This window comes from Citrobacter sp. Marseille-Q3906 (genome assembly GCF_916618775.1).
Classification (GTDB): domain Bacteria; phylum Pseudomonadota; class Gammaproteobacteria; order Enterobacterales; family Enterobacteriaceae; genus Citrobacter; species Citrobacter murliniae.
On sequence record NZ_CAKAKA010000003.1, the window covers coordinates 1133654 to 1150634 of the forward strand.

At 51.7% G+C, this 16981-nt stretch carries 17 protein-coding genes; 4 read left to right on the forward strand and 13 right to left on the reverse strand.

The window, feature by feature from the left end:
• Positions 1-6 precede the first annotated feature (6 nt).
• From yqaB to luxS, 4 genes are all read left to right on the forward strand, one after another.
• Positions 7-573, forward strand: coding sequence for a fructose-1-phosphate/6-phosphogluconate phosphatase (gene yqaB / locus LG384_RS22715; protein ID WP_045446607.1), 567 nt, complete (start codon positions 7-9; stop codon positions 571-573).
• Positions 570-998: a YqaA family protein gene (locus LG384_RS22720; RefSeq protein ID WP_045446605.1), complete on the forward strand. Its 429-nt coding sequence runs from the start codon at positions 570-572 to the stop codon at positions 996-998. The genes yqaB and LG384_RS22720 overlap by 4 nt, the downstream gene beginning before the upstream one ends.
• Positions 999-1074: 76 nt before the next feature.
• The gene (gene gshA, locus LG384_RS22725) at positions 1075-2631 is read left to right on the forward strand and encodes a glutamate--cysteine ligase (protein WP_045446602.1); all 1557 of its coding nucleotides are present in this window, start codon (positions 1075-1077) and stop codon (positions 2629-2631) included.
• Between the two features lie 149 nt (positions 2632-2780).
• A complete protein-coding gene (gene luxS, locus LG384_RS22730; RefSeq protein WP_016154160.1) occupies positions 2781-3296 on the forward strand; it encodes an S-ribosylhomocysteine lyase in 516 nt (171 codons plus the stop codon).
• Positions 3297-3424: 128 nt separating this feature from the next.
• Here luxS and emrB read toward each other — a convergent pair whose 3' ends face one another.
• From emrB to nrdH, 13 genes are all read right to left on the reverse strand, one after another.
• Positions 3425-4963: a multidrug efflux MFS transporter permease subunit EmrB gene (emrB, locus tag LG384_RS22735; protein ID WP_045446599.1), complete on the reverse strand. Its 1539-nt coding sequence runs from the start codon at positions 4961-4963 to the stop codon at positions 3425-3427.
• Positions 4964-4979: 16 nt separating this feature from the next.
• Positions 4980-6152 carry a multidrug efflux MFS transporter periplasmic adaptor subunit EmrA gene (emrA, locus tag LG384_RS22740; protein ID WP_045446596.1) on the reverse strand — a complete coding sequence of 391 codons (1173 nt, stop codon included), beginning with the start codon at positions 6150-6152 and terminating at the stop codon, positions 4980-4982.
• A 129-nt stretch (positions 6153-6281) separates the two neighbouring features.
• On the reverse strand, positions 6282-6812 hold the full coding sequence (gene mprA, locus LG384_RS22745; protein WP_045446593.1) for a transcriptional repressor MprA: 531 nt from the start codon (positions 6810-6812) through the stop codon (positions 6282-6284).
• Between the two features lie 90 nt (positions 6813-6902).
• Complete coding sequence (gene ygaH, locus LG384_RS22750; RefSeq protein WP_045446590.1) at positions 6903-7238, reverse strand: L-valine transporter subunit YgaH; 336 nt, start codon at positions 7236-7238, stop codon at positions 6903-6905.
• Positions 7228-7965 (reverse strand): AzlC family ABC transporter permease, encoded by a 738-nt coding sequence (locus tag LG384_RS22755; RefSeq protein ID WP_225761557.1) that lies wholly within the window; start codon positions 7963-7965, stop codon positions 7228-7230. The genes ygaH and LG384_RS22755 overlap by 11 nt, the downstream gene beginning before the upstream one ends.
• Positions 7966-8087: 122 nt before the next feature.
• A complete protein-coding gene (locus tag LG384_RS22760) occupies positions 8088-9272 on the reverse strand; it encodes an MFS transporter (RefSeq protein WP_045446584.1) in 1185 nt (394 codons plus the stop codon).
• A 164-nt stretch (positions 9273-9436) separates the two neighbouring features.
• Complete coding sequence (gene proX, locus LG384_RS22765; protein WP_200012345.1) at positions 9437-10432, reverse strand: glycine betaine/L-proline ABC transporter substrate-binding protein ProX; 996 nt, start codon at positions 10430-10432, stop codon at positions 9437-9439.
• A gap of 187 nt (positions 10433-10619) precedes the next feature.
• Positions 10620-11684, reverse strand: a complete 1065-nt coding sequence (gene proW / locus LG384_RS22770) for a glycine betaine/L-proline ABC transporter permease ProW (RefSeq protein WP_045446578.1) — start codon at positions 11682-11684, stop codon at positions 10620-10622.
• On the reverse strand, positions 11677-12879 hold the full coding sequence (proV, locus tag LG384_RS22775; RefSeq protein WP_045446575.1) for a glycine betaine/L-proline ABC transporter ATP-binding protein ProV: 1203 nt from the start codon (positions 12877-12879) through the stop codon (positions 11677-11679). Before proV ends, proW begins: the two co-directional genes overlap by 8 nt.
• A 344-nt stretch (positions 12880-13223) precedes the next feature.
• On the reverse strand, positions 13224-14183 hold the full coding sequence (nrdF, locus tag LG384_RS22780) for a class 1b ribonucleoside-diphosphate reductase subunit beta (protein ID WP_225761558.1): 960 nt from the start codon (positions 14181-14183) through the stop codon (positions 13224-13226).
• Positions 14184-14193: 10 nt separating this feature from the next.
• The gene (gene nrdE / locus LG384_RS22785) at positions 14194-16338 is read right to left on the reverse strand and encodes a class 1b ribonucleoside-diphosphate reductase subunit alpha (protein WP_225761559.1); all 2145 of its coding nucleotides are present in this window, start codon (positions 16336-16338) and stop codon (positions 14194-14196) included.
• Entirely contained in the window at positions 16311-16721 is a 411-nt protein-coding gene (gene nrdI / locus LG384_RS22790) for a class Ib ribonucleoside-diphosphate reductase assembly flavoprotein NrdI (RefSeq protein WP_045446567.1), read from the reverse strand. The genes nrdE and nrdI overlap by 28 nt, the downstream gene beginning before the upstream one ends.
• A complete protein-coding gene (gene nrdH / locus LG384_RS22795) occupies positions 16718-16963 on the reverse strand; it encodes a glutaredoxin-like protein NrdH (RefSeq protein WP_048220703.1) in 246 nt (81 codons plus the stop codon). The genes nrdI and nrdH overlap by 4 nt, the downstream gene beginning before the upstream one ends.
• Positions 16964-16981 lie beyond the last annotated feature (18 nt).

Below are 16981 nucleotides of genomic sequence, written 5' to 3' on the forward strand. Positions count from 1 at the left end.
AAGACGATGTACGAACGTTATGCGGGTTTGATTTTTGATATGGATGGCACCATCCTGGATACTGAACCGACGCACCGTAAAGCGTGGCGTGAAGTATTAGGGCGCTATGGACTACGTTTTGATGAGCAGGCCATGGTTGCACTCAACGGCTCCCCAACATGGCGTATTGCCCAATCGGTTATTGAACTAAATCAGGCCGATCTGGATCCTCATGCACTGGCTCGCGAAAAAACCGATAAAGTTAAAAGCATGCTGCTGGACAGTGTCCAGCCTTTGCCGTTAGTCGATGTGGTGAAAGCCTGGCATGGTCGTCGGCCAATGTCGGTAGGTACCGGGAGCGAAAGTGCGATTGCTGAAGCTCTGCTCGCTCATCTCGGGCTGCGTCATTATTTTGATACTGTCGTTGCTGCAGACCACGTGCAACGCCATAAGCCTGCTCCTGATACGTTCTTACTGTGTGCCGAGCGTATGGGGGTGGAGCCAACTCGCTGCGTAGTATTTGAAGATGCCGATTTTGGACTGCAGGCGGCATACGCTGCCGGAATGGATGCCGTGGATGTCCGGTTATTGTGAGTGATGGACTGTCGCTCCTGTCACTGTTTGCCAGTAGTTTTCTCAGCGCCACGCTATTACCTGGTAATTCTGAAGTTGTTTTAGTGGCTTTGCTGGTCTCTGGGGTAAGTCATCCCTGGGTCTTAGTCTTAACAGCAACAATGGGTAATAGCCTTGGAGGGTTAACTAACGTTATCCTTGGGCGTTTCTTTCCGTTGCGTAAAACATCACGCTGGCAAGAGAAAGCCACTGGCTGGTTGAAGCGCTATGGCGCTGTCACACTATTATTAAGCTGGATGCCAGTTGTGGGTGATTTACTGTGCCTGTTAGCGGGATGGATGCGTATCTCGTGGGGCCCGGTGATGTTTTTTTTATGTCTTGGCAAAGCGCTGCGCTACGTTGTGGTGGCAGCGGTTACGACGCAAGGCATTATGTGGTGGCACTAATTGTGTTGTGGATAGCCTGTAGGGTAACCAATACCATTATGCTAATTAAAACGATTTTGACAGGCGGGAGGTCAATTTGATCCCGGACGTATCACAGGCGCTGGCCTGGCTGGAAAAAAATCCCCAGGCGTTAAAGGGGATTCAACGTGGGCTGGAGCGTGAAACGCTGCGCGTTAATGCTGATGGCTCATTGGCAACGACGGGACATCCTGATGTATTAGGCTCAGCGCTTACGCATAAATGGATAACCACCGATTTTGCCGAAACGCTGCTGGAGTTTATTACTCCTCCTGGCGACGACATTCAGAAAATGCTCACATTCATGCGCGATCTGCATCGCTATACCGCCAGAAACCTTGGCGATGAGCGTATGTGGCCGTTGAGCATGCCTTGTTATATTGCCGAAGGTCAGGATATTGAACTGGCGCAGTACGGTACTTCAAATATTGGTCGTCTGAAAACGCTCTACCGTGAAGGCCTCAAGAACCGTTACGGCGCGTTGATGCAAACGATCTCCGGCGTACATTACAATTTTTCTCTGCCAATGGCATTCTGGCAGGCAAAGTGCGGCGTAACGAGCGATGATGACGCCAAAGAGAAAGTCTCCGCAGGCTACTTCCGTCTGATCCGTAATTACTACCGTTTTGGTTGGGTGATCCCGTATCTGTTTGGTGCCTCTCCGGCAATTTGTTCCTCCTTCTTGCAAGGAAAACCAACGACCCTGCCGTTTGAAAAAACCGACTGTGGTATGTATTACCTGCCATATGCAACGTCTCTGCGCCTGAGTGACCTGGGTTATACCAATAAGTCGCAAAGCAATCTCGGAATTACGTTTAACGATCTGCATGAGTATGTGGCAGGATTGAAGCGCGCGATTAAAACCCCTTCCGAGGAGTACGCGGCGATCGGTCTGGAGAAAGACGGTAAGCGGCTGCAAATCAATAGCAACGTGCTGCAGATTGAAAACGAATTGTATGCACCTATTCGCCCGAAACGCGTTACTCGCAGTGGTGAATCGCCGTCTGATGCGCTTCTGCGCGGCGGCATTGAGTACATTGAAGTGCGTTCGCTGGATATTAACCCATTCTCACCCATTGGCGTGGATGAGCAGCAGGTGCGTTTCCTCGATCTGTTTATGGTTTGGTGCGTACTGGCTGATGCGCCGGAGATGAGTAGCGATGAGCTGTTATGCACTCGTACTAACTGGAACCGTGTGATTCTGGAAGGACGTAAGCCGGGCCTGACGTTAGGCATTGGCTGCGAAACTGCCCAGTTCCCTCTGCCTAAAGTGGGCAAAGATCTGTTCCGTGATCTGAAGCGCGTAGCACAAACGCTGGACAGCATCCACGGCGGAGAGGAATATCAAAAAGTCTGTGATGAACTGGTCGCGTGCTTTGACAATCCTGAACTGACATTTTCAGCCCGGATCCTGCGGTCTATGATTGATACAGGCATTGGCGGCACTGGCAAAGCGCTGGGAGAGGCTTACCGTAATCTCCTGCGTGAAGAGCCGTTGGAAATGTTGCAGGAAGAAGAGTTTATTGCTGAAACCGAGGCATCAAAGCGTCGTCAGCAGGAAATTGAAGCGGCCGATACTGAGTCGTTTGACGTGTGGCTGGAAAAGCACGCCTGATACAAAAGAAAAAGGCCACTCGGGAGTGGCCAAAATTTCATCTCTGAAAACAGGGATGATGATAACAAATGCGCGTCTTTCATATACTGAGACTCGCCCCGGAACAAAGAGTTCAGATTATTTTTAAAAAATTTATCGGAGGTGGCTAAATGCCGTTGTTAGATAGTTTTACTGTCGATCATACCCGGATGGAAGCTCCTGCAGTCCGGGTCGCAAAAACGATGAACACCCCGCATGGCGACGCAATCACCGTGTTTGATCTGCGTTTCTGTATTCCAAACAAAGAGGTGATGCCTGAGAAAGGTATCCACACTCTGGAACACCTGTTTGCCGGTTTTATGCGTAACCACCTCAACGGTAATGGTGTCGAGATTATCGATATTTCTCCAATGGGATGTCGTACCGGTTTCTATATGAGTCTGATTGGTACGCCTGACGAGCAGCGCGTGGCTGATGCCTGGAAAGCAGCGATGGCTGATGTGCTGAAAGTGCAGGATCAGAATCAGATCCCGGAACTTAACGTGTACCAGTGCGGTACGTATCAGATGCACTCCCTCAGTGAGGCGCAGGATATTGCACGCCATATTCTTGAGCATGATGTGCGCGTCAACAGCAATGAAGAGCTGGCGTTGCCGAAAGAGAAGCTGCAGGAACTGCATATCTAGTTATCGCGCCGGAGGATGGTGCCTACGCACCTTATCTGGCCCTACAGAATTGTGCTGAGTGCAGGCCCGGTAAGCAACGAACTACCGGGCAATAAAAAAGGGCCCACACGGGCCCTTTTTACGTTCTGTTAGTGCGCACCGCCACCCCCCCCGCCCGCGCCAAATGGCGGTTTGGCAAACCAGACCAGCCCGAGCAGCACCAGGAAAATCCCCGCCGACATCCAGAAGATTTCGTTAGCAGAAATAATCAGGCCCTGGTTAGTAATTTGCTGCGCCAGCCAGCCGGAAGCCTGCTGCTGGGTCATCCCCAGCCCCTGCAACTGGTCATACATAGCCTGTGCGTTAGGGTTGTATGGGTTGACTGACTCCGTCAACTGCGCGTGATGGAGCGATTCACGGTTAGTCCACATTGTCGTTGTAATCGACGTTCCGATAGAACCCGCCAGTGTTCGCGTAAAGTTAGACAAGCTTGATGCCGCCGCCAGACGCTCAGGTGGTAAACCTGACAGCGTGATAGTGGTCAGTGGCATAAAGAAGCAGGCCACGGCGAACCCTTGAATAAACTGCGGCCAGGCTGACGCGCCAAAATCCATACCAGGTTCGAACGTCCATGCACGCCAGTAAAAACAGACGGCGTACATAATAAAGCTGAACGTAACCAGTCGACGCATATCCAGCTTGTGCGCGAAGCGACCAATAATCGGCGACAGGAGCACCGGAATCACCCCAACCGGTGCGGATGCCAGGCCCGCCCAGGTCGCAGTATATCCGTAGACTTCCTGCAACAGCTGTGGCAACAGGACGATTGCACCGAAGTAGAGCATATAGGCCAGGCTGATACACAAACAGCCGATGGTAAAGTTTCGCGACTTAAACAAGGAGAGGTCGACAATTGGGTTATCGTCGGTGAGCTCCCAGACAATCAGGAAGCTGATGGCCACTACGGCGACTACCGTCAGGATGATAATCTCCTGCGAGGCAAACCAGTCCAGCTCTTTGCCGCGGTCGAGCATGATCTGCAAACTGCCGATACCGATAACCAGCAGTGCCAGACCAATCGCGTCAATGCGCCGTTGTTCGGTACGAGTTTCCCGACCACGCAGGGTTTGCAGCGTCATCAACACCACCACAACGCCGATCGGCACGTTAATGAAGAATATCCAGCCCCAGTGATAGTTGTCGCTGATGTAGCCCCCGAGAATCGGGCCACAAATAGGCGCGACAATCACCGTCATCGACCAAAGTGCCAGGGCGATAGACCGCTTGGCAGGAGGATAGTTATTCAGTAACAGGCTTTGTGACAGTGGAATTAACGGGCCGGCGACAATCCCCTGAATCACACGGAAGAAAATCAGCATGGTCAGGCTGTTGGACATCCCACATGCCCATGACGCAATAACGAAGGCAATGGTAGACCACATGAAGAGTCTGACTTCGCCAAAGCGCTTTGCCAGCCAGCCGGTGATCGGGATGGAGATAGCATTCGCCACACCGAAAGAGGTGATCACCCAGGTCCCCTGGCTCAGCGAAGAGCCCAGGTTCCCGGCGATAGTGGGGATCGCCACGTTCGCAATGGTGGAGTCCAGCACCTGCATGAATGTCGCCAGGGAAAGCGCGATCGTCATGATGACGAGCTGCGCGCCTTCCAGCGGTTTTTGCTGTTGCATCACACGCACCTTTGAATTAACCCGCGTTGGCCCGCACGATCTCTTCGATCATCTTATTGACCGGATCAAGGTTGATTTCACGTGCATTACTTTCAGCTACCGGTGTCGTACGGACCTGGCTTGCCAGAATCTGTCCGTCACGATTTGAGGTATCTACCGTAACCAGCGTAGACAAACCAATACGCAGTGGATGCTGCGCCAGTTGCTGCGCATCCAGCTCGATGCGAACCGGCAGGCGCTGTACCACTTTGATCCAGTTACCGGTCGCGTTTTGTGCAGGTAACAGGGAGAAGGCGCTGCCTGTCCCCATATCCAGGCCGACAACTTTACCAGTGTATTTAACGTCATCGCCGTAAATATCACTGATAACCGTAGCAGGTTGGCCGATACGCATATGGGCTAATTGCGTTTCTTTAAAGTTTGCATCCACCCACAGGTTAGTGGCTGGTACGACCGCCATCAGCGGCGTGGTCGGGCTAATCTGCGCGCCAGGCTGCACGGCACGGCGGGAAACATAACCGGTCATCGGGCTGACGATTTTGGTACGTTCAAGCGCCAACCAGGCATTACGCACTTCGGTGGCTGCCTGTTGTACGGCAGGCTGATCTTCCAGTCGGCTTCCGAGGATCATCGCCTGGTTCGCATTATATTGTTGGATTGCGACATCAAGCTGAGCCTGAGCACTGGCGACGGCATCGCGGGCATGTTGCAGCTCTTCGCGACCAATCAGGTTGGCATTACCCAGTGGAACCCGGCGATTAAAGTCGCTCTGGGCCTGGGCCAGTGCCGTTTTTTGCACTTCAATGCTGGCCTGTAGCTGTTTGCTGTTGATCATCAGCTGATGCGTCTGGCGCACGCTGGAGGCCAACGCAGTTTTGGCTTTTTCAAATGCCTGCTTAGCATCCGTCTGGTCGAGTGTGACCAGCACATCGCCTTGTTTGACATAGTCAGTGTTATCAGCCCAGACTTTCGTCACGCTGCCTGATACCTGAGCCATGATTTGAACCTGGTTCCCTGCCACGTAGGCATCGTCAGTCTCTTCGATATGACGCAGTACTAAAAACCAATAAATCCCATATGCCACGGCAATGATAATAAAGAGCAAGGTCAGAAGGAGCAGCGCACTTTTACGTTTGCCATTCTTATTGACCGGTTGCTGCGGGGTTTGAGTCTCCGCATTTGCGCTCATGTTGTTCTCCACGATCTTATTTTTTTCACATCGGCTGAGCCGACCTGTTTATCAGAAAGGCCAGCAGTATGACGTGCTGGCCTGTCGGTTTTTCATTTATAAATCTGGATTTTTGAGCGAGTCAGCGCATTAGCGCAGCGCTTCTAATACCGTGCCATCTTGTTCCATCTGATCAAGACGGGTCAGAAGCTTACGAGTGATTTGCTCAAGCTGATCTTTTTCGGTGGCGCTGAGAGAGGACCAGAGTTGATGCAGGCAGCTATGCTGAGGCGGTAATACTTCCTGCAAAAATGCATGGCCTTTCTCGGTCAATTGCAGATGCAGACAGCGGCGATCGTTATCGCTTTCGCGACGTTCGATCCAGCCACGTTTTTCTAACTCATCCGCGATGCGGGTGGCGTTAGTCCGCGACGAGCCAAGCGCGCAACTCAGTTCAGAAGGCTGAATACTGTGGTTTTCCTGAGACTCCAGCGTAATCAACGCCATAAACAATGTCTCGTTAATCCCTTGAGCTTTCAGCATTTTATTGCGGTTTTCCAGCAGCTTGCCCTGCATATGCATGCAAAGACGAGTGAGAAGAACTTCCTGATAAGGGAACTCTTCGTAGCGGCTGGCGCGAAATTTTAGCATTTGTTCAATGGGCGTAAACGAACTATCCATTTGGGTATAACCTCATTAATTTCAGCCGATATAGTAACGACAGTGACAAATAAAGTAAATGTATTATTTAATTAAAATGATTATTTTTATCTATAAAACAACCAGCATTTTCCATGCTAATCCATAGCACAGAGCACTCAACAATGTCGGAATGATGATGCTTCGGGTTTTATAGAAACTTGCGCCCAGTACAATAAACCCCACCAGTGTAGGCACAAACCGACGGGCGTCGTGCATCACTTCTGGTGCGGTAGACACCACCAGCAGGGCGCAAATTGATGCAATGCCGATAGTGTCGAGTAGTATGCCTGTCGCGCCGCGTTTAGTCGGGCGAACATTTCCCATCCCCAGACGGAGTGGCAAATAGCGAAAACAGTAATTGACGCCACCGACCAACAGGCCGAGCAGCAGAACCTCATAGCTCATCAGGACCCCCTTGCCAGAATGACTGTATGAGCGCCGTCAGGCATCCGCAGACAATGCCTGCCAGGATCGCGACGGGGATAGAAAACAATATTACCCCCGTCAGCGCTCCGGCTAATGCCGCTGTGACGCATAGCGCCTGTGTACGCTGGAAAGAGGCGAGCAGAAAGCTCATAAACAGAGCCGGGAGCATAAATCCGAGAGCCGCTTCGACCGCCGGAAAGTCCTTCAGTAAACCACTGCCAGAAAATGCGCCAATAATCGTGCCGAATACCCAGGAAATCCATGAGCACAGCGCAATGCCGATCATCCAGTTTTCACTCCAGCGCCGGTTATCCCGTACCAGCTTTGCCGTTGCAGCAGCGAACACTTCATCGGTGAGGCCAAAGGCCCACAGCGCGCTTTTGGGTTTGCTGAGTCGTCGGGCGATACGGCTACGCAGGGAAGGGCCATACAGAACGTGGCGAACATCCATTGCCATCACGGTAAGCGCGGCGATCCACAGTGAGCTTCCTGCGGCGAGCATGGTGGTGATGACAAACTGACTGGCTCCCGCGTAAATAATGCAGGAGAAAAAGAGGCTTTCAACGGGAGTAAAGCCCAGGCGAGTTGCATTGAGACCAAATGCAAATGCGACCGGAATATAACTGATGACTATCGGCAGGCTGTCTTTGACCCCTTCCGTTAACGTTGCCGGGCTGGGGTCAGACTGGGGAACAGGGCTTTCCATAGGATTATAGGCTTCATTACCGAAATTAAAATAACCTGGCTCAATGAGTTATAACCTTAGCAGACTGATGAGCTCCTTAACACCCTGAGGAGCTTAATCAGAGATAAACGAGCTGTATCCGCTTAATTTACGGCTTCCTGGCGGTGAAAACCTCGCCACCAGACCAGCAGGTTGAGTACGGCAACGGTCATACCCGCCAGGCAAACGCCAGCCCAGCCGGCATGCTGCCAGGCAGAAGCAGAAATCAGCGAACCTGCCGCTCCGCCAATAAAATAGCTGGTCATGTATCCGGCAGTCAGCCGATTACGCGCATCCGGATGGATGCGATAAATAACCGTCTGGTTGGTGATATGAACACCCTGCACGGTGAGATCCAGCACCAGGATTCCGATAATCAGCATTGGCACTGATGTATGCCCGAACCAGATAGCCAGCCAGGAGAATAACAGTAATAACAGACCGATGGTGGTCGTGAGATGTGATTTGCCCTTATCGGCAAATCCCCCAGCCGGGCGAGCGCCTAACGCACCGGCAGCACCTGCCAGACCAAACAGACCGATCATGCCTTCTGAATAGTTAAATGGCGGCGCGGCGAGCAAAAAGGCCATTGATGTCCAGAGAATACTGAAGTTGGCAAAGGTCAGGCAGCCCAACATCGCACGGGTACGCAGCAGCTTGTCGTGGATAAACAGGCTGAAGACGGAACCTAACAGTTGCGGATAGTTGAGATGGGTTTCAGATTTCATCTTCGGCAGGCCGCGCCACAGCGCGATAGCCATCAGCGCCATCAGTACCGACGCCACCCAAAACACAGTGCGCCAGCCGCCCAGATTGGCCAGTAATCCGGCGACGGTACGCGCCAGCAGAATGCCCAGCAACAGACCACTCATAATTGTGCCAACGACTTTGCCGCGCTTGTCCGGCGTGGCGAGCGTTGCCGCCAGCGGAACCAAAATTTGTGCCACCACGGAAAAGAGTCCGGTCAGCGCCGTACCGAGGATCAGCATTGTCAATGACTGACTGCTGGCGGTAATTAACATGCCGCCAGCCGCTAATAGCGTCATGGAGACAATGAGCATCCGACGTTCAAACATATCGCCAAGCGGCACCAGAAACAGCAGGCCTGCAGCATAACCAAGCTGCGCGGCGGTGACGATAAAGCCCGCAGTACTGGCCGACAACGAAAAGTTACGCGCAATGGTGTCGAGTAGCGGTTGCGCGTAGTAGTTACTGGCAACGGCCAGACCGGTTGCGATGGACATTAAAAGGATCAGCGACGGGCTAAGTCCATGAGTGGTTTTAGTCATTGTTTTCAACTGAATAATGGGTTTCAGAAAACAATCATAACGGAAGCAGCTACATGTTGCAGATTTGTTAGGTGATAGATTGTGCGGTTATGGGGAAGGGAGAGAAGTGCGCTGGTTACCAGGCCGGATGGTGGCGTCGCGCCGCCATCCGGCATAAAGGGGAATTACTTCTGCGCGGCCAGCGCTTCTTTCACCCAACCGTCAAACTGCTGCTGGTGGGCTTTAATCCAACCATCAACGTGGCCCTGTACGTCTGCTTCAGAAGATTTACCGTCATGCATCATCGCGTTCTGCGCGTTGATATCTGCCAGCGGCAGCTTCATCAGCGCGAACAGTTTTGCCGCCGCCGGGTTTTTTTCGGCCCACGCCTTGTTAGCAACGATATGCATAGTGTTTACCGGGAAGCCGTAGTTAGCGCCGTTTGGCAGTTTGGTATCAATATCTTTCTGCTCACCCGGAAGGGAAGAGAACGGTACCTGCAACCAGACCACATCTTTGCCCGGCTTCATTACGTCGCTCACCCAGTACGGTGTCCAGGTGTAGTAGAGGATCGGTTTGCCTTCCTTAAAGCGGGTAATGGTATCGGCCATCATCGCCGCGTAGTTACCGTGACTGACATCGACCGTTTTTTCCAGATCGAATGCTTTGTTCTGGTGGTTGATAACGGCTTCACAGCCCCAGCCTGGTGAACAGCCCATCATGTCGGCTTTACCGTCGCCATTGGTATCAAAAATTTTGGCAATCTTCGGATCTTTCAGTTGGGCGATATTGGTGATTTTGTACTGCTCAGCGGTTTTCTTGTCGATCAGATACCCTTGCGCCGCACCTGTTACGAATACCCCCTCGCGATAAAACTTTTTATTTCCGCCTGCTGCGGCATACATATCATCATGCAGCGGCTGCCAGTTCACGGCGGTAAAAGTCGCATCGCCAGAGGCAATGGAGGTGTAGCCGACGTTGTAGTCAACTTCACTCGCTTTGTTGACGGTATACCCCAGTTTTTCCAGCGCGCGGCTGACCAGTTGCGTCTGGAAGGACTCTTCAGAGATGGTGCTCTGGATAGGTTGTACAGTGATGCCTTTGCCCGGCAGGTCGGCAGCGAAAGCGCTGGTAGAGACAAGGGTGGCAAACGTTGTGGCAAGGATTATATTCTGTCGCATCGTTGTTCCTTATTACACTTCATCTTTCAAGCTGACTCTTTGTTGGCTGCACTTATGTACTCGTCACATACTGTTTGTACGCTTCCGGGATACATTCGTTTGCTGCCGCGGTGCAACTTAAATGATTTTGTGCAAAGTTTATGAGTTTCAGGCCCGGCGAGCGCAATGCCACCGGGCAATGGGTGAATTACTTAATGAAAGGACGGGTGAAAAGCCCGACAGGTCCGGTGGTGTACCAGCGACGGTTACCGCGGCTACGCGAGTCGCGACCGACAGCCTGTGTCAGACGATCCAGAATAATGGCGAGGATAACAATCCCGACCCCACCGACGGTAGCCAGTCCCATATCCAGACGACCGATACCACGCAGGACCATCTGACCAAGCCCACCGACCGCTATCATCGAAGCGATAACGACCATGGAAAGGGCGAGCATCAGTGTCTGATTAACCCCCGCCATGATGGTCGGCATCGCCAGCGGCAGCTGTACTTTAAACAGCATCTGACGCGGACTGGCGCCAAATGAGCGCGAGGCCTCAATCAGATCGGCTGGCACCTGGTTAATCCCCAGAATGGTCAGACGCACGATTGGCGGCAGGGCGAAGATAATCGTCACGACTACCCCCGGTACGTTGCCGATACCGAACAGCATAACAATCGGCACCAGATAGACGAACGCAGGCGTGGTTTGCATTGCATCCAGCAGGGGGCGAACAATTTTTGCCGCTCGGGGACTACGCGCCAGCCATATTCCCATTGGCAGACCGATCACCACGCAAAACAGCAGCGCGGTCAGTACCAGTGCCAGGGTTATCATCGCCTGCGACCATGCGCCAATTGCGCCAATAGCAATCAATGAGATTAAGGTGGCAACACCCATCCCGACGCCGGAAATCTGCCATGCGATCAGTGCAAAAAGAACAATCGCTACAGGTGCAGGCATACCCAGCAGCAGCTGCTGGAAGCCATTAAGGATGTAATCTACCGGAACACGAATGCCCTGGAAGACAGGACGGAAATGGGTTACTACCCAGTCAATCCCTTCGGTAACCCAGCTATCCAGTGGGATCAGCGTTTTATGGAAGGGATCCATAATGTTGAAATGTTCAGGCGCTGGTGCGGGTGCGCTGGTCAGCCAGTCTGCGCTGCCTCCGTCGGCTGGCGCACCAGACGGCGTACTCCAGGCATCAGCGGATTGTGCGGCGCTATCGGCCGCTGGTGTGGTATCCCACGGATTCGTTTGATCAGCCATTGTTTGCCCCCTCGCGATCTAAAGCCTGTAACAGCATGCGTTTTGAAATAATGCCCACATACTGCTGTTCCTCATCGACAACCGGTACGGCGCATGGCGCCTGACCAACATGAGAAAGCAACTCGCTCAGAGGGGTTTGTGCATCTACAGCTAACGGTTCGTCAATTAAAGCTGCTTCAATACCTTGTGACTGGCTTAAGGCTGCTTTTAATGAGTCGATGGAGACGACGCCAATGAATTTATTACCGCGTTCAATTACGTAACCATATTCACGATCTTTATCCTGCAATAATTGCAGGGCCGATCGTGGACCTACGCCTGGTGTTTTACGAATTAAGCCCTCAGGGCTACGGCGTGAAATATCTTTCGCACTGAATACCTGGCTTATATCAACACCACGGAAGAAAGTGCGCACATAATCATTTGCCGGATTATTCAGGATCTCATCCGGTGTACCGACCTGTACCACCTCGCCATTTTGCATAATGGCAATTCTGTCGCCAATGCGCATAGCTTCATCAAGATCATGGGAAATAAAGACCACGGTACGCTGATGTTTCGCCTGCAGTTTTACCAGTTCATCCTGCATCTCAGTTCGAATTAACGGATCGAGCGCTGAGAAAGCTTCATCCATTAATAAGATGTCAGGGTTAATGGCTAATGCACGGGCAAGGCCAACACGCTGGCGCATACCACCGGAAAGCTCATCCGGATAACCGTGAGCGTAATTCTCTAATCCGACCTGGCGTAGCGCATCCAGCGCTTTTTCACGACGAGCATCTGCGGCAATACCGGCTAATTCCATACCGAATGCTGTATTGTCCAGTACCGTCATGTGCGGCATCAATGCAAAGGACTGGAAAACCATCGCAATCTTTTTTCTGCGCACCTCGCGAAGCTCGGCATCTGATATTTTGGCAATATCTACGCCATCAATCAGTACCTGTCCACGGGTGGGTTCAATCAGGCGATTGAGAAGGCGTACCATTGTGGATTTACCCGAGCCGGATAATCCCATGATGACAAATATCTCGCCTTCTTCAATGGCCAGACTGGCGTCTTTAACGCCAAGCGATAGCCCTGTTTTATCCAGAATTTGCTCTTTTGAAAGTCCTTTTTCAATATATTTGAACGCTCTCTGTGGATGCTCGCCAAATATCTTATAGAGGTTTTTAACTTCTAATTTAATTGCCATGCAATAGAATGATTCCTGTTATTTGTTTATATCGATATATTACCTGATGGAAATAGTTACCTTTTTCTACCCTAACATACTGAGAATCTGAGACAACCCTGAATTTGTTAATGGCATGAATATTGCCGAAGGCCAGGAGGCGGGATTTCCCATGATATAAGGGCTGAGCGCTGATAACAGCAAGATGATATTTTTTGTAAGGAACACCGAAAAGACGTCTGAATTGTTGAAATGCAGACGAATAATGTGACTAAGATTGAGTGTAGATCACATATGCATAATTGTGTGATGCAGTTAAAATATTATTGCGGAAAACAGTCGGATATTCTCCGCAATAATGTGTGTTAAAAGTTCCAGTCGTCGTCTTCGGTTTCGACGGCTTTTCCCATTACATAGGACGACCCCGAACCGGAGAAGAAATCGTGGTTTTCGTCGGCATTAGGTGACAGTGCGGCGAGGATCGCCGGATTTACATCCGCCATTTCAGCCGGGAATAACGCCTCATAGCCCAGGTTCATTAACGCTTTATTGGCGTTGTAACAAAGGAATGCTTTGACGTCCTCCACCCAACCCGTTTCTGCGTAGAGCTCTTCCGTATAGCGTGCTTCGTTATCGTACAACTCCATTAACAGATCGAGCGCAAAATTCTTCAGTTCTTCGCGTGCCGATTCTGTAATGGCCTCCAGACCTTTTTGATACTTATAACCGATGTAATAACCATGTACCGCTTCGTCACGAATAATCAGACGGATTAAATCAGCAGTATTGGTCAGCTTGCCACGGCTGGAGAAATACATTGGTAACCAGAAACCGGAATAGAACAGGAAAGATTCCAGAAATACGCTGGCAATTTTCTTCTTCAGCGGATCATGGCTGGCGTAATGTTCAAGAATGATTTGTGCTTTGCGCTGGAGAGGGGCGTTTTCCTCACTCCAGGCATAGGCTGCATCCACATCCTGGGTCTGGCATAAAGTGGAGAAAATAGAGCTGTATGACCGGGCGTGTACCGCCTCCATAAAGCTGATATTCGACAACACGGCTTCTTCATGCGGGGTTAGTGCATCCTGCATTAACGTTGGCGCACCCGCAATATTCTGAATGGTGTCGAGTAGCGTCAGCCCGGTAAATACGCGAATGGTCAGTTGCTGCTCGGCCGCATTCAGCGTCTGCCAGGCAGGGATATCATTCGACAGCGGGACTTTTTCCGGCAGCCAGAAGTTACTGGTCAGGCGGTTCCATACCTCGAGATCTTTATCATCCTGGATCTTATTCCAGTTGATGGCACTTATGCGATTTAATCTCATCCTGCTCTCCTTACAGTGCGCATGACACGCAGCCTTCGATTTCAGTGCCTTCCAGCGCCAGCTGGCGTAGTCGGATGTAGTACAGCGATTTGATCCCTTTTTTCCAGGCATAGATCTGCGCTTTATTGATATCGCGGGTGGTGGCGGTATCAGGGAAAAATAGCGTCAGTGAAAGACCTTGATCGACATGTCGTGTCGCTTCGGCGTAGGTATCAATGATTTTTTGCGGACCGATTTCGTAAGCATCCTGGTACATGTCCAGATTGTCGTTGGTCATAAACGGGGCCGGGTAGTAAACGCGCCCGGTTTTACCCTCTTTACGGATCTCCACCTTCGACACAATCGGGTGGATACTTGAGGTCGCATGATTGATGTAGGAGATAGAGCCGGTCGGTGGAACGGCCTGTAAATTCTGGTTATAGATGCCGTAGCGCATCACATCGTCACGCAGTTGTGACCACATTTCGCGCGTCGGTAATGTAATGCCGCTGTGGGCAAATAACGCGCGGACTTTGTCGGTTTTCGGTTGCCAGTCGCCCTGCAGATATTGCGTAAAGTATTCGCCGCTGGCGTAACGGGACTGTTTGAATCCGGCAAAGGTTTTACCGCGTTCGCGGGCTAGTTTCATCGATGTGTTCAGCGCATGCCAGGTGATGGTGTAAAAATAGAGATTAGTAAAATCCAGCCCTTCAGGTGAACCGTAGGCAATGCCTTCTCGCGCCAGATAACCATGCAGGTTCATCTGTCCGAGGCCAATGGCATGTGAGGCGTTGTTTCCGGCTTCAACAGACGGCACGCTGCGGATATGGCTCATATCAGAGACCGCGGTTAAGCCGCGAACCGCTGTTTCAACCGTGCGACCAAAGTCCGGTGAATCCATAGTGTGAGCGATGTTGAGCGAGCCGAGGTTGCAGGAGATATCGTGTCCGATCTGCACATAGTCAAGATTTTCGTCGTACGTCGAGGCACTATTGACCTGCAAAATCTCGGAGCACAGGTTGCTCATATTGATGCGTCCGGCAATCGGATTGGCACGATTCACCGTGTCTTCAAACATGATGTACGGGTAGCCTGACTCAAACTGGATTTCCGCCAGCCGCTGGAAGAAATCGCGGGCATTAATGTAGCTTTTGCGCACGCGCACATCAGCAACCAGTTCGTCATAGTGTTCACTGACTGCGATATCACCAAACGGTTTGCCGTAAATGCGCTCCACGTCATAAGGGGAAAACAGCGCCATCTGCGCATTTTCTTTGGCCAGACGGAAGGTGACATCCGGGATCACCACGCCGAGAGAGAGCGTTTTGATGCGAATTTTTTCATCGGCGTTTTCGCGTTTGGTATCGAGAAAACGCAGAATATCCGGGTGATGTGCATGCAAATACACGGCCCCCGCACCCTGACGTGCACCCAGTTGATTAGCATAAGAAAATGCGTCCTCCAGCATTTTCATTACCGGGATCACACCGGAAGACTGATTTTCAATGCGCTTAATAGGTGCACCAGCTTCCCGCAGGTTAGAGAGCAAAAACGCCACGCCACCGCCGCGTTTGGAGAGTTGCAACGCGGAGTTTACCGCCCGTCCAATTGACTCCATGTTGTCTTCAATTCGCAACAGGAAGCAGGAGACCAGTTCACCGCGCTGTTGTTTACCGCAGTTCAAAAATGTCGGTGTAGCAGGCTGAAAGCGCCCGGAGAGCATCTCATCGGTAAGCTGCATGGCGAGCGTTTCGTCACCCTGCGCCAGCGTTAACGCCACCATGGTCACACGATCCGCAAAATCTTCAAGGTAGCGCTTACCGTCAAAGGTTTTTAGCGTATAGCTGGTGTAGTACTTCCATGCGCCGAGGAAGGTCTGGAAGCGGAATCCTCTGGCGTGGGCGTGGTCAAAAAGCCTCACCACGAAAGCGCGATCGTAGCGAGTTAAAACGCTTTCGTCGTAATAACCGTCACGGATCAGCGTATTCAGACGCTCATCCTGGCTGGCAAACACCACCGAGTTGGGCCGGACGTGGGAAGCAATAAAAGCGTCCACCGCCTGATGGTCTTTATCGAATTGAATCCGCCCGGCTTTATCGTACAGATTCAGCATGGCGTTAAGGGCGTGGTAGTCCAGCGTTTGCGGGATTACGCGTTCTGCGGTTGTCGTTGCCAAAATTCACTCACTCCTTTTCGGACATTGTCGATATCGCTTTGCGTTCCCATCAGCTCAAAGCGATAGAGCCACGGCACGCCGCATTTTTGTGAGATAACCTCACCCGCGCGGCCATAGGCTTCGCCGAAATTGCGATTGCCGGAGGCGATCACGCCGCGTATTAATGCCCGGTTGTGCGTATCGTTTAAAAAGCGGATCACCTGCCGTGGGACCGCACCAGCCGTACCGCCGCCGCCGTAAGACGGCACGACTAAAATGTAAGGTTCGTCTACCCGGATTCGTTCGCGCTCATTAAGTGGGATACGAATAGCGGGCATCTCCAGACGCTGCATAAAGCGATGGGTATTTTCGGAGCTGCTGGAGAAGTAGACGAGGGTATTCATGCGCTGGCCACATGGGGTTGCGGGCGCAGGCGGTTAATCATATCCGGGCGGAATCCTGACCAGCTGGTTTCACCTGCGACTACCACCGGTAACTGACGAAAACCTTGTTCACGCAGCGTGTCTGCCATGTCAGGCATCAGATCGACATTCACCATTTCAAAATCAAATCCGCGGTTTTCCATTGCCCGCTTAGTGGCATGGCACTGAACACAGTTGTTGCGAGTGTAAATAATAATGCGCATGATTCGTATTTCCATCTA

Excerpts from the sequence above, each read along its gene's own strand:
- yqaB (WP_045446607.1), top strand. The coding sequence starts at position 7 with ATGTACGAACGTTATGCGGGTTTGATTTTTGATATGGATGGCACCATC.
- luxS (WP_016154160.1), top strand. The coding sequence starts at position 2,781 with ATGCCGTTGTTAGATAGTTTTACTGTCGATCATACCCGGATGGAAGCT.
- emrB (WP_045446599.1), bottom strand. The coding sequence starts at position 4,963 with ATGCAACAGCAAAAACCGCTGGAAGGCGCGCAGCTCGTCATCATGACG.
- emrA (WP_045446596.1), bottom strand. The coding sequence starts at position 6,152 with ATGAGCGCAAATGCGGAGACTCAAACCCCGCAGCAACCGGTCAATAAG.
- mprA (WP_045446593.1), bottom strand. The coding sequence starts at position 6,812 with ATGGATAGTTCGTTTACGCCCATTGAACAAATGCTAAAATTTCGCGCC.
- ygaH (WP_045446590.1), bottom strand. The coding sequence starts at position 7,238 with ATGAGCTATGAGGTTCTGCTGCTCGGCCTGTTGGTCGGTGGCGTCAAT.
- LG384_RS22755 (WP_225761557.1), bottom strand. The coding sequence starts at position 7,965 with ATGGAAAGCCCTGTTCCCCAGTCTGACCCCAGCCCGGCAACGTTAACG.
- LG384_RS22760 (WP_045446584.1), bottom strand. The coding sequence starts at position 9,272 with ATGACTAAAACCACTCATGGACTTAGCCCGTCGCTGATCCTTTTAATG.
- proX (WP_200012345.1), bottom strand. The coding sequence starts at position 10,432 with ATGCGACAGAATATAATCCTTGCCACAACGTTTGCCACCCTTGTCTCT.
- proW (WP_045446578.1), bottom strand. The coding sequence starts at position 11,684 with ATGGCTGATCAAACGAATCCGTGGGATACCACACCAGCGGCCGATAGC.
- proV (WP_045446575.1), bottom strand. The coding sequence starts at position 12,879 with ATGGCAATTAAATTAGAAGTTAAAAACCTCTATAAGATATTTGGCGAG.
- nrdF (WP_225761558.1), bottom strand. The coding sequence starts at position 14,183 with ATGAGATTAAATCGCATAAGTGCCATCAACTGGAATAAGATCCAGGAT.
- nrdI (WP_045446567.1), bottom strand. The coding sequence starts at position 16,721 with ATGAATACCCTCGTCTACTTCTCCAGCAGCTCCGAAAATACCCATCGC.
- nrdH (WP_048220703.1), bottom strand. The coding sequence starts at position 16,963 with ATGCGCATTATTATTTACACTCGCAACAACTGTGTTCAGTGCCATGCC.